Origin of the sequence: Staphylococcus sp. LKG4-2, from assembly GCF_050955665.1 — a bacterium.
GTDB classification, from domain to species: domain Bacteria; phylum Bacillota; class Bacilli; order Staphylococcales; family Staphylococcaceae; genus Staphylococcus; species Staphylococcus saprophyticus.
Genome location: NZ_CP194532.1, coordinates 634,063 through 646,798 on the forward strand (window position 1 = coordinate 634,063; position 12,736 = coordinate 646,798).

Consider the following 12,736-nt stretch of genomic DNA (forward strand, 5'->3'; position numbering starts at 1 on the left):
AAAATAATAGTCGGTATTAACAAAAGACATGGTCTAAGTTAGTTAATCATATCTAATATAAGAAACAGTTGTATTATAATACTCTTCTAAGCCATGAATACCATCAGCGCCACCTAAGCCAGATTCTCTCCAACCAGCATGAAAATAATTAACGACTTCTTCGGCTTCACAATTGGCATAAACTTCACCAAATTTAAGTTTTTCAGTAGCTAACATAATTTCTTTTAAGTTTTCAGAAAAGATATATGATGATAAGCCTGCATTCGTATCATTGGCTTGGTTAAGCGCATGTTCAAATTCAGAATATGTCACAATTGGTAAAACAGGACCGAATATTTCTTCTTTGAACGCACTGTCTTCGAGATTGATATGATCTAAAATAGTAGGAGCATAAAAGAAACCAGAACGCTTAATTTTATGACCACCAGTGATTAATTGAGCACCATTTTTTACAGCATTTTGTACTTTGTCATCTATACTGTCAAGTTGTTGTTGATTAATAATGGCACCATAATCTGTAGATTCATCAAATGGATCGCCGACTGTTAATTGTTCCATTTGAGCTTTCAATTTGTCGATAAATGTATCGTGAATATCTTGGTGGACAAAAATACGCTCAGGACAAGTGCAAACTTGACCAGCATTATTTATTCTTGCTGTAACAATATAATTAACGGCTTTATCTAAGTCAGCATTTGATGTAACGATAACTGGCGCGTTACCTCCAAGCTCTAAGTTCACTTTTTTGACTGTAGAGGCACTTTCAGCATAGACAGACTTACCAGCGCGCATACTACCGGTTAATGAAATGAGTTGGATATCAGGATGTTGTGCTAGTTGCGTTCCTACAGTTTCGCCTGTACCTGGTAATATTTGTACTAGGCCAGCAGGTATCGTTGAGGCACGTAGTAATTCTGCGATTTTTAATGTAATTAAAGAAGTTGCTTCACTTGGTTTAATGACAACAGAGCAACCAGTAATAACAGCAGGAATCACTTTTCTCATCAAGACCATAATTGGCGCATTCCAAGGTACAATGCCTGCAGTTACACCAATCGGTTTTTTCGTTAGTAAAATGGTTTCATTTTCACGACTATTTTGTAAAACTTCTCCTTTATTATTCATACTCAATCCAGTCATATAGTCAATGAATTGAATAGCTTTATCAATTTCACCTTTTGCTGAAGCTAAGGTTTTACCTTGCTCTTTAACATAAAGTTCAGCTAATGTATCTTTGTTTTGTTCTAATAATGGAATGAGCAATTTAACATGATCAGCGCGTGTAGGCTCTGGTGTTTTTTCCCATTATAATTGAGCTTGTTTGGATTTTTCTACAGCATCATTGACTTCGGCTTCCGTTGCAAATGTAATCGTATCTATTTTTTCTCCTGTTGCAGGGTTGATAACATCCATTGTGTCAGTAGATTTACTTGCTATAAATTCATTGTTTATAAATAATTGATTCAATTGTGCACCTCACAATATATACATACCACTTAAGTAATGATGAAAAACCGAACGCTTGATTTTCATTGAAACGTACATTCAATATATTATTTTATATGTCTTACTGAAAGTGCTTAAAACGGACTAATGCTAAATTTATAGTGGGTGATATATTTTTTATACTTATATGTTGACAGAAAGTGAATAGCGCATTATAATTCATCTCGAATTCGAAATAAATTTAGGGAGTAGGTGAAAAAAGTGGATCGTACACAAATATCTTTAAATACATTTGTTGGTTTAAATAGAACCTTAGATCATCTAATGAAAATCGTTAAAACAGATGTGCAACGTTATGGATTAAATGTAACAGAATTTGCTGTAATGGAGTTGCTTTACAATAAAGGTGACCAACCCATTCAACGCATCGGTAATCGTGTATTAATAGCAAGTAGTAGCATTACGTATGTCGTAGATAAATTAGAAGAAAAAGGCTGTGTAGTTAGACAACGCAATGAGAAAGATAAGCGTGTGACGAATGCATCTTTAACCGATAAGGGACGTAGTATGATGGATGAAATATTCCCAGATCATGCATCAACATTAGAATCTACTTTTTCAGTACTAACAGATGAAGAAATAACGGTATTACAAACAACTTTAAAAAAATTAAGTGCTCAACCGATTGAATAAAAGGGCACTTAAAATTTTTATCAAAAATTACTTCGAAATCGAGATAATTATAAGGGATAGGCGTTTATTATGACAAATAACCAATTATTAGGTATTCATCATGTCACAGCAATGACAGATGATGCGGAAAGAAACTATCAATTTTTCACAGAAGTATTAGGTATGAGACTCGTTAAGAAAACAGTAAATCAAGATGATATTTATACGTATCATACATTTTTTGCGGATGACGAAGGCTCACCTGGAACGGATATGACATTCTTTGATTTTCCTAATATTCCTAAAGGGTCAGCAGGTACAAATTCAATTACACGTCCTTCATTTAGAGTGCCTAACGATGAAGCGTTGGAATATTATGAGCAACGATTTGACGAATTTAATATTAAACATGAGGGTATACAATCACTCCTTGGTACAAAGGTATTACCGTTTGAAGAGGTAGATGGTCAAAGTTACCAACTGGTGTCTGATGAGCATAATAAAGGTGTGGCACCAGGTAAACCATGGAAAAATGGTCCAGTACCAATGGATAAAGCAATCTATGGTCTAGGTCCTATCGAAATTACCGTGAGTTATTTTGAGGATTTTATGAAAATACTTGAAGATGTATTTGGCATGACAGTCTTAACTAAAGAAGACGGAGTAGCCATTTTAGAAGTCGGTGAAGGGGGTAATGGGGGGCAAGTTATCTTAAGGAAAGATACAGATGGACCTGAAGCAAGACAAGGTTATGGTGAGGTGCATCATGTATCATTTAGACTAAAAGATCATGCAGCAATCGTACAATGGTTAGAAAAATATCAAACATTAGGTATCGGTAATTCTGGTTTAGTAGATCGATTTTATTTTGAAGCGTTATATGCACGAATAGGACATATATTAATTGAAGTTTCTACAGATGGACCTGGATTTATGGGTGATGAGCCTTATGAAACATTGGGTGAAAGTCTAGCTTTACCACCATTTCTAGAACCACAAAGAGCCTATATTGAATCAGAAATACGTCCGTTTGATACAAGCAGATAAAAGGACTTTTGGTTAGAGTAAACCACCATAGCATAAGATATAAAGGGAAATTTAAATTCAAATATTTAAGGAGGTAATTTTATGGAAGCAATTCAACATATTCATCATATTTCAGCAATTGTAGGTAATCCAGAAGAAAATATTCGATTTTACAGAGATGTATTAAATCTAAAGTTAATTAAAAAAACGGTTAATTATGATGATCCATCCACTTATCATCTTTACTTCTCAAATGGAAATATTGAAAATGGTACGATTTTAACGTTTTTCAATTGGCCAAATGCACATAAAGGTCGTAAAGGAAATGGGCAAGTCGAACGCATTGCTTTTAGAATACCTAAAAACTCAAGGGATATTTGGAAAGCACATTTACAAGCACATCAAATTGAAGTAGTAGAAACTAGATTGTTTGATCGTGAAACATTAGAATTTAACGATACACATGACTTACCTTTAGCATTAGTTGAAGCAGATGACGATAACGACCAAACTGACGCACAGAGTATCATTGGATTTCATGGGGTGACTTTATTATCTAGTCATCCTAAGGCAACGTTGAATACACTAGTAAACGATATGGGTCTTCATAAAGTGAACGAAGATGACAATGTGGTACATGTTGAAACAAAAGGCCATTGGCAACATCATGTGATTATCAAAAAAGAAAGCGCTCAAATGAATGTTCGTTGGGGTGTTGGTGTTGTTCATCACATTGCTTGGTCAGTTCCAACTGATAAAGTACAACGAGAATGGTTAGTTAAAATGACTGGTAAAGGTTATCATGTGACTGACGTTAAAGATCGCAACTATTTCAAAGCTATTTATATGAAAGAGCAGGGTGGCATTATCTTTGAATTTGCGACAGAAGGCCCTGGTTTTACAGTGGATGAACGATTTGAAACATTAGGTACGCATTTAGTATTACCACCTCAATTTGAAGACAGAAGAGAAACGATACTTCAATTGCTACCACCTATTCGTATATAGAAAATAGATATAAGAGGAGGCACACTTGATATGGAACATATTTTTAGAGAAGGTGAAGCAAATGCACCTACATTGATTTTACTACACGGGACAGGTGGAGATGAAAGTGATTTATTACCATTAAGTCAGCTACTTAACCCTAAGTATAATGTGTTAAGTATAAGAGGTGAAGTATCTGAGAATGGAATGAACCGTTTCTTCAAACGTCACGGTGAAGGACAATACGATATAGAGGATTTAAACTTTCGAACAGATAGACTCATTGCATTTTTAAAAGAAGCTGCTGAACGCTATGGTTTTGATTTATCGCTAGCAATTCCTGTAGGTTTTTCAAACGGTTCTAATATTGCAATCAGCATGATTTTACATCAGGACATTTCATTTCAAACAGCACTGTTATATGCACCACTTTATCCGGTGAATGATGCGAATGATAAAGATTTAAGTGGTATGCATGTATTACTTTCAATGGGTGAACATGACCCAATTGTTACAAGCAAAGATAGTCAAAATGTCATTGATTTATTCGAAAACCGTGGTGCAAATGTCACGCAAGTTTGGGTGAATAGTCACGAACTGACTCAAGCAGGTGTGGTAGCGGGTCGAGACTTATTAAACAATATTTTTAAATAATTTCCCAATATAAGTCACCATTTGTTATACATGATACAAAGTGTAGATGGCTTGTGGCGATTTCAATTTTAGAAAATGAAGTCAATCTAGACTATAATATATGGATAATAGAAAAGGTGGCGATCATAATGAATCATCAAGCGTTGATAGTGATGGATATGCAAAATGGTATTGTAAATGGTTTGCAGCAAAAAGAAAATGTAATAGCTAATAATCAAAAAGCAATTGAACACGCGCGTCGTAATAGTGTGGCAGTCATTTTTGTACGTGTTGCGTTTACAGGTGAATATATGGAAGTTTCACCAAATAATAAAATGTTTTCGCAAATGAAAGCAAAAGGCGTGCCTATGAATAAACAAGATGAATCAACTCAAATTGTTGAAGCATTGAATCGCCAAGCAAAGGAACCCCTTGTAACGAAGCATCGATTAAGTGCGTTTACTGGTAGTAATTTAGAGGTGTTATTACGCGGTTTGCAAGTTGATCATCTTGTACTTACAGGTGTGAGTACGAGCGGTGTAGTATTATCTACAGCAGTTGAAGCGGCAGACAAAGATTATAAGCTAACGCTATTATCAGATGCAATGGCCGATCAAGATGTAGAAAAACATCAATTTTTAATCAATAAAATATTAACGCGTTATGCAGATGTGACAACAGTAGAAGCATGGTGTAACAGTTAAAATAAAAATAAAGGCCCTATGTATATTTCAAACATTTACATGACTATAGCATTAATCATGTCGTTGAAATCATAACATAGGGCTTTATAGTTACATAAGGCCGATGAGTTTCATCCATAAAGAGCCGATACCTAACCATACAATAAAGTAAAATATCGCAAGTACGGCATTCATCGTCCACCATCGATTTTGAGAAACATAGCCTGCTGAATATAAAATAGGTGCAGGACCACTACTATAATGTGTAGTAGATGCCATTAAATTACCGAAGAAACCTAACATTAACGCACTGAAAAGTGGTGGTGCACCAGTAGCGATAGCGACGCCTAATAATGCTGAGTACATAGCACTTACATGCGCGGTTGAACTAGCAAATAAATAATGAGAATAGAAGTAGAATAAGATTAATAGTACTAACACGATTGGCCAACTAAGACCTCCTAAACTACCTGAGATAGACTTACTTAGCCAAGGAATAAAGCCCAGTTCATTAAGTTGGTTAGCCATCATTACTAATATTGAGAACCATACTAATGTATTCCAAGCACCAGTTTCTTTGAGTACGTCACTCCAAGTAAGGACACCGGTAATGAGTAATAAGGATAGTGCGATAAAAGCGGTTAATGTCGCATTGATATTTAACGTACTACCTAATACCCAAAGTGCAAGTGCAACGAGAAAGATGCTAACCATAAATTTTTCACTGGTCGCCATTTTACCCATATCTTTAAGCTCGTTTTGAGCCCAAGATTTCGCATTAGCAGTTTCTTTAATTTCTGGAGGATACATTTTATAAATTATTAATGGCACAAGGATTAACGATATGATGCCAGGGATGAGTGCTGCAATAAACCATTGCATCCAGGTAATATCTACGCCTTGATGTTTCGCTAAAGATTGAGCCAAAGGGTTGCCTGCCATGGCAGTAAGAAACATGGCAGCTGTAATAAGGTTGCCGTGGAATTCTGTAAAGATAAGGAATCCACCCATTTTACGTTGGGTACCATCTTCAGGTTTTGATCCAAATGAACGGGAAAGTGCATTAATGATTGGAAACATAATACCACCAGCACGTGCTGTATTACTTGGTGTGGCAGGTGCTAAGATTAAATCTACACCAATCAATGAATAGCCCAAGCCTAAAGTTTTCTTACCGAATAATTTAACAAATTGTAAGGCGATGCGTCGGCCTAGACCTGTTTTTACAAATCCTCTTGAAATAAAAAATGCCATTGCTATAAGCCAAATACTACTATTTCCAAATCCAGAAACTGCAGTGTCTATCTTAACGGTTTGCGTTAATACCGCGAGTGTAAAACCAATCATTGCAACGGCGCCTATTGGAAGAGGTTGTGTAATACAACCAATAATTGTTGCTACAAAAATTGCAAACATATGCCATGCGCCAACATCTAAGCCTTCTGGTCTAATTGGGGTAAGTAGCCAGATAATGATACCAATCAATATGGGAAAGATAAATTTTCTGTAGTGGATGTCACTATTCATATTATGATGCACCTTTCTTGTCCTTTTATTTGATAAAAAACTAAATATAGTACAAGTATATGATATTAAAATCGTATTTAAGCAAACTAGCGTAGAATAGGCAACTAGAGCGCTTACCACACTAAATTTAACATCATATCCTATTAATTTATTATAAGATTTTTCATAATAATTATAGTTCTGTCAAAACCTTATGTAAAGCTAGCTTTTAGAAAAATAATGGCAACATCATTAACTTATAGCGTATAAGTTAATGATGTTGCCATTTACAGAGATATTTTATTGTAATAAGCAATAGTTTAGCATTTTTAAATGGGCGTTATTTACGTGAAATACCTTTTATCAAAATTGGAAATAATAATATAAAACCAAAGATCCCCATAACAGGAAATACTTTTCCTATTAAATCAATAAACCCAATGAAGGTCGTAGCAAAGGTAAGGACTGCCATACAAATAATCATAATATAATAATGTTTGCTATAAGGTCTTGTAAATCTAGAAGCAAATGCATACATAAGACCCACGACAGTATTATAAATAACTAATATCATAACGATAGACATAAATAAACCAATCATAGGAGAAATTTCTTTTGCTAATAATAGTGATGGCAGTGCGACATCTTTTATGTGAGAGAATTGCGATACCATGCCTAAGTTTAACATAAGCAATAGGAAAGTAATGATTAAGCCACCTATCATGCCTCCGTAAACAGAGGAAGATTTAAATTTTAAACGACCTCCCATTACAGATAAAAAGCTGAACGCTGCTGCAATTTGTAAGCTCCCATAGTTAATTGCATCGAACCACCACCATTGATCAGAACGAGTCCCGGTATTCGCGTATTGATTGGGATCACTAAAGCTGAGTGAACCGGTCATTAAATAATACATAGCAATAATAGTAACGATAATAACTAAAAAAGGTGTGACCATACCTAGAATTGCGATGAGGCGTTCAAATTTTAAGAATAATGTTATTAAAATAATTGAAATTAAAAGTACAGAACTCAATGCATATGGTATATTAAAACTTTCATGAATCGTTGAAACCCCACCTGCCGTCATAATCATAGCGAGTGCAAGTAGAAATAAAGTTAAGATGATATCAAATAAAGTGGCAATACGCTTGGGTAAATAATACTTTATAGGTCCAGTGTGATTATGTGCATTTAATTTATAGCCAGTTTGGAGTACAAAAATGCCACCTAGAGTGACAATACAACCCGTTATAATCACGCCCCAGATACTGTAATTGCCATTACTGGTAAAGAATTGGAATATTTCTTGACCTGTAGCAAATCCAGCGCCTACAACCACACCAACAAAAGCAAATGCCACAATAATAATTTCTTTTAAACTTGTCATAGTCATATAAATCCTTTCAATGGTGTAGATAATATAAATGTCATTCATATATATATACTCACAATTTATTATTTTAGCTTAAAATAAAATAAATTGAAAAGAAAAAGTATTTTTGATAAGAACAATTGTATTTTTAGAGAGAACTTAAAAGTGCGCACATAAACGTATTTAGATTAATGGTTTATCAAAGTGGGTAAATGATGAAGGTTCTTTGGATGCGTTAAATTTAAAAATTTGATAGTATGTTTATTTATTATGTGATAAATGTTTAAAGTGATTTGGAAGATAACGAAATTTAATCTGTATAAGAGAGAGGGAACAAAGTGACTTTATTAAACTTACCACTAACATTACTCATTGTTATCTTTTTAGCGTTGGGTATTTTTAGCCAATGGTTCGCCGATAAAATAAAATGGCCATCCATCGTTGTTATGGCTATTGTAGGGTTGCTTGTGGGCCCTATTTTTGGATTGATTAACCCTCAAGAAAGTCTGGGTCAAGAGGTGTTTAGCCCACTCGTTTCGTTGGCAGTTGCAATCATCTTGTTTGAAGGTAGCAGTAACTTAGATTTTCGTGAGTTAAAAGGTATCTCTAAAGCAGTTATAAGAATCATTACTGTGGGGGCAGTGATTGCTTGGATTTTAGGATCCATGGCTTTACATTTTGTATTAGGTTTCTCAGTAACGATATCACTTGTATTAGGTGGTTTATTTTTAATTACGGGTCCTACCGTGATTCAGCCATTATTAAAACAAGCAAAAGTTAGGAAAAGTGTAGATTCCATCTTAAGGTGGGAAAGTATTATTCTTGATCCTATTGGACCAATGTTAGCGTTAGGTGCATTTTATGTTTTTCAAATCGTAGAGCAAGGTTTTGAGATTCAAATTATTTTAAGTTTTGCTTTACGTTTTGTTATTGCCATTGTTATAGGTTTTGGTGCTTCTTATTTATTTATGATGCTCATTAAAAGAGATCTCATTCCACAAAATTTAATGCCACCCATCCAATTGGTTTTTATTTTACTTATTTTTGCAATATGTGATGAAATATTGCATGAATCAGGGCTACTTGCGGTAACCATATTTGGGTTAATGATGGCACGTATGAAGCGTCATGATTTGATCTTTAAAGAATCAGATCATTTTATTGAAAATGCATCTTCTATTATGGTTTCTACCGTCTTTATATTAATTACGTCTTCGTTAACTTTAAATGTGTTAGAAAGTATTATATCGTGGAAACTATTTATATTCTGTGCAGTCATGATTATATTAGTCAGACCTATTTCTATATTGTTATCTACGATGAATACTGAGATTTCTAAACGGGAAAGAGCTATGGTTTCAATGATGGCACCACGAGGTATTGTCGTACTTACTGTTGCACAGTTCTTTGGAGGCTTATTTGTAGAAAAAGGAACACCCATGGCAGAATACATCACGCCTGTTACATTTGGATTAGTATTTATAACTGTGGTCATTTATGGCTTTAGTTTTCTACCGTTAAGCAAAATGATGCACCTTTCAAGTACGGAACCACCGGGCGTCATTATTGTTGGAGAAAGTGAATTTTCATTTCATTTAGGTGCGAAATTGAGGGAACATCACATTCCAGTTATGACTTTTAATTTATTTAATAACACATCAAAACGAGCACAGGAATTAGATTTTGAAGTATTTGAAGGCAATTTATTATCTAGTAATGATCGTATATATGCAGATATGACACGTTACAATAAATGCTTATTAATGACTCAATCTTTTGTGTTCAATAGTTTGGCGTTTAATGAATTAGTGCCTGAGTTTGGTTTGAAAAATGTCAACATGATGCCAGTTTCTTTTAGTGATGAACATGCGCGAAGTAACTTAGATGGACCAATTAGAAATCACATACTATTTGATTCTGATTTTACGTCGCATTGGTTTAATCGCTATATCGTCGAACATAATATTTTAGAAATGCCAGTTTCGAGTAAGGATAATTTAACGGCTTATGACATGGTCCTCTATCATATTGATGATAATAACGAAGTCACATTTAAACGTGATAATCAAAATATTACAAATTCAGAAGAAGGTGTGATTGGCTATTTAAAAGATGCTTATTTACATTCGAATATATAAAAAATCCCCGTCCATACAGATTGAAAATCATGTGTGAACGGGGTTTTTTATGAATACTGATTAGTTAACATAACGATCATGCATAAGTTCTTTTAAAATATCGATTTTTTCTTGAATATCTTGTCCGGTGTTTGTATGTCTTATTTTTTGTCGTTGTAATTCCTTATCGACGACACGACGTATAGAAAGTTCATCAGCGCCATTCAGTAAAACATGTTTTTTGGAATTAAAATGTTGGTGTGCGACTAGTTGCATACCAAATGAATTATAAAGTAATGTATAACCTGCGATACCTGTTGTTGACTGATAAGCTTTCGAAAAGCCTCCATCAATCACAATCATTTTTCCTTCAGCTTTAATTGGATCTTCACCATCTATTTCTTTGACAGGTGTATGCCCATTGATAATGTGCCCTTGTTCAGGGTCTAAGCCAAAATCTTTGAGCATTTTTTTACACATATTAACATCCTCACGCAAATGGTAGTAAGGGTTTTTAGTTTCTTTATGCGCTGTTTTGTCTTTAATAAAGTAACGCTCGAAAGTCGTCATAGCGCGTTTGCCAAATAGTGAAGAGTATTTACCAGTCCAAAGATACCATACTAAATCTGTGGCTAAATCGTCTTGAATATCATTGTGATCAAAAGCTTCTCTGACGTAATCTTCAAAATGGTCTAATAAATCTCTGCCATAGCATTTCACATCGTTGATAACCATTGATTCCATTTCACCATTTTCATCTACTGGAATACAGCCGTGAATCAATAAATTACCGTTATAAGGTAGGTAAAGCGTGCCTTTTTGCATAAGGAAGGTCATATGTCGTTTCAATTTTTCTGATTGTTGGACAGATAATAATAGTTTATCCATCACTTCTGACTCTTCGTCTGTGAGTTTGTTTGGACCATTTGGGTCAATCGTTTGGAAACAAGTATTTTCTAATGGATATGTTTTTCCATAGAGTGTTGCTTCATTTTTTTCATAATTAATACTTTCTAATACCAATCGTTCTTCCATTTCAAAAGTAGGGCGACGTTTAATGATTGGTGCCTCTAATTTAAATTGTATGATGGCGATGGCTTGATGAAATTTTGTGATTTGTTCAAGTTCTAATTCAGTTAAGCCTTCAGCATTTTTAGGTCTGAATGCTTTGTTTTTTCCATCATAATGTTTTTCTGCAAGGGTTAATAAGGGTCTTAAATTGATACCATAAGCATCCTCGATAATGTCTAAGTTATCATAACGTGCACAAATGCGAAGTAGGTTTGCAAGGCAAACTTTGGAACCTGCATAGGCACCAATCCAAAGGACATCATGATTTCCCCATTGAATATCTACTGAAGGATAATCAATCAGTGTTTCCATAATTTTATCAGGTTCTGGTCCTCTGTCGTAGATATCGCCAACAACATGAAGGTGATCCACTACAAGGTGCTGAACTGTGAAAGATAAGCCAATGATCAAATCATCTGATTGTTCTAGCTCTATGATTTGATTAATTAATGTTTCATAATAAGAATGTTTATTATTATATTTATTACTTTTATATAACAGTTCTTCTATAATAAAGACGTAATTTTTTGGTAAAGATTTGCGTAACTTTGTGCGCGTGTATTTGGATGAAGCATAGGTGATTAGTTTTATCAGACGATTAATCGTTGTAATGTACCACTCATTGAGCTCGGATTTTGAGCTAAAGCTGTTTTTAATTATTTTAAGTTTTTCTTCAGGATAGTATACAAGCGCAGAAAATTCATTAATTTCTTTGCGTGTCAAAGTATCTTGGAAGATATCATTAATTTTTGAACGAACGTTGCCTGAACCATTACGCAATACGTGTTGAAAGGCATGAAATTCACCGTGTAAATCACTTACAAAATGTTCAGTACCTTTAGGGAGTTCCAAAATAGACTCTAAATTAATAATTTCTGTTGCAAGTTCTTCTTTAGTATTAAATTGTTGTGAAAGTAAATCTAAATATCTATCTTTTAGGCTCTTATCTGCTGATTTCTGCATGGTTATGTCACTCCAGTTGTAAAAATATCGTAATTATGAAATGCATTTTATAAAACGCTTCCAATTTATGTTTCTTATTGTAGCATTAATTGGCACGCCTTTGTCTATTTCTTATTATATTATGAAGTTAAATTAAATTCTAAAAAATGGATTGAGTGTATATTACTAACTGAAAAATTTAAGGTTTATTAGTAAGCGCATATGTTAGAAAAGTAGAAAAAGGAAATTATGTTACTCAAATATAATAAAGTGGAGAT

At 34.2% G+C, this 12,736-nt stretch carries 9 protein-coding genes and 1 pseudogene; 6 read left to right on the forward strand and 4 right to left on the reverse strand.

The genetic code is table 11. From position 1 onward, the window contains the following. Positions 1–42: 42 nt before the first annotated feature. A pseudogene (gene aldA, locus ACM6UH_RS02915) lies at positions 43–1,467 on the reverse strand (aldehyde dehydrogenase). Between the two features lie 240 nt (positions 1,468–1,707). On the opposite strand from aldA, the gene ACM6UH_RS02920 reads away from it, so the two are divergent. The 5 genes from ACM6UH_RS02920 to ACM6UH_RS02940 all read left to right on the forward strand — a co-directional run bounded on the left by ACM6UH_RS02920 (position 1,708) and on the right by ACM6UH_RS02940 (position 5,468). Beyond that, positions 1,708–2,139, forward strand: a complete 432-nt coding sequence (locus ACM6UH_RS02920) for a MarR family winged helix-turn-helix transcriptional regulator (protein ID WP_011302364.1) — start codon at positions 1,708–1,710, stop codon at positions 2,137–2,139. 69 nt (positions 2,140–2,208) lie between these two features. Further along, positions 2,209–3,165, forward strand: coding sequence for a ring-cleaving dioxygenase MhqE (gene mhqE / locus ACM6UH_RS02925; protein WP_047504577.1), 957 nt, complete (start codon positions 2,209–2,211; stop codon positions 3,163–3,165). Positions 3,166–3,246: 81 nt separating this feature from the next. After that, positions 3,247–4,152, forward strand: a complete 906-nt coding sequence (locus ACM6UH_RS02930) for a VOC family protein (RefSeq protein ID WP_011302366.1) — start codon at positions 3,247–3,249, stop codon at positions 4,150–4,152. 30 nt (positions 4,153–4,182) lie between these two features. Then, positions 4,183–4,785, forward strand: a complete 603-nt coding sequence (gene mhqD / locus ACM6UH_RS02935; RefSeq protein ID WP_011302367.1) for a methylhydroquinone degradation carboxylesterase MhqD — start codon at positions 4,183–4,185, stop codon at positions 4,783–4,785. Positions 4,786–4,913: 128 nt separating this feature from the next. Beyond that, positions 4,914–5,468 (forward strand): cysteine hydrolase family protein, encoded by a 555-nt coding sequence (locus ACM6UH_RS02940; RefSeq protein WP_011302368.1) that lies wholly within the window; start codon positions 4,914–4,916, stop codon positions 5,466–5,468. Between the two features lie 90 nt (positions 5,469–5,558). On the opposite strand, the gene ACM6UH_RS02945 is transcribed toward ACM6UH_RS02940, so the two are convergent. Continuing rightward, a complete protein-coding gene (locus ACM6UH_RS02945; RefSeq protein WP_047504574.1) occupies positions 5,559–6,974 on the reverse strand; it encodes an anion permease in 1,416 nt (471 codons plus the stop codon). A gap of 319 nt (positions 6,975–7,293) precedes the next feature. After that, complete coding sequence (locus tag ACM6UH_RS02950) at positions 7,294–8,343, reverse strand: YkvI family membrane protein (RefSeq protein ID WP_011302370.1); 1,050 nt, start codon at positions 8,341–8,343, stop codon at positions 7,294–7,296. 323 nt (positions 8,344–8,666) lie between these two features. On the opposite strand from ACM6UH_RS02950, the gene ACM6UH_RS02955 reads away from it, so the two are divergent. Next, the gene (locus tag ACM6UH_RS02955; protein ID WP_047504572.1) at positions 8,667–10,466 is read left to right on the forward strand and encodes a cation:proton antiporter; all 1,800 of its coding nucleotides are present in this window, start codon (positions 8,667–8,669) and stop codon (positions 10,464–10,466) included. A gap of 60 nt (positions 10,467–10,526) precedes the next feature. Here the strand turns inward: ACM6UH_RS02955 and ACM6UH_RS02960 are convergent, their stop codons facing one another. Beyond that, positions 10,527–12,479 carry a fructose-1,6-bisphosphatase gene (locus tag ACM6UH_RS02960; RefSeq protein ID WP_433911993.1) on the reverse strand — a complete coding sequence of 651 codons (1,953 nt, stop codon included), beginning with the start codon at positions 12,477–12,479 and terminating at the stop codon, positions 10,527–10,529. Positions 12,480–12,736 lie beyond the last annotated feature (257 nt).

Coding starts and splice junctions, on each gene's coding strand:
- mhqE (WP_047504577.1), top strand. CDS start 2,209: ATGACAAATAACCAATTATTAGGTATTCATCATGTCACAGCAATGACA.
- ACM6UH_RS02930 (WP_011302366.1), top strand. CDS start 3,247: ATGGAAGCAATTCAACATATTCATCATATTTCAGCAATTGTAGGTAAT.
- mhqD (WP_011302367.1), top strand. CDS start 4,183: ATGGAACATATTTTTAGAGAAGGTGAAGCAAATGCACCTACATTGATT.
- ACM6UH_RS02940 (WP_011302368.1), top strand. CDS start 4,914: ATGAATCATCAAGCGTTGATAGTGATGGATATGCAAAATGGTATTGTA.
- ACM6UH_RS02945 (WP_047504574.1), bottom strand. CDS start 6,974: ATGAATAGTGACATCCACTACAGAAAATTTATCTTTCCCATATTGATT.
- ACM6UH_RS02950 (WP_011302370.1), bottom strand. CDS start 8,343: ATGACAAGTTTAAAAGAAATTATTATTGTGGCATTTGCTTTTGTTGGT.
- ACM6UH_RS02960 (WP_433911993.1), bottom strand. CDS start 12,479: ATGCAGAAATCAGCAGATAAGAGCCTAAAAGATAGATATTTAGATTTA.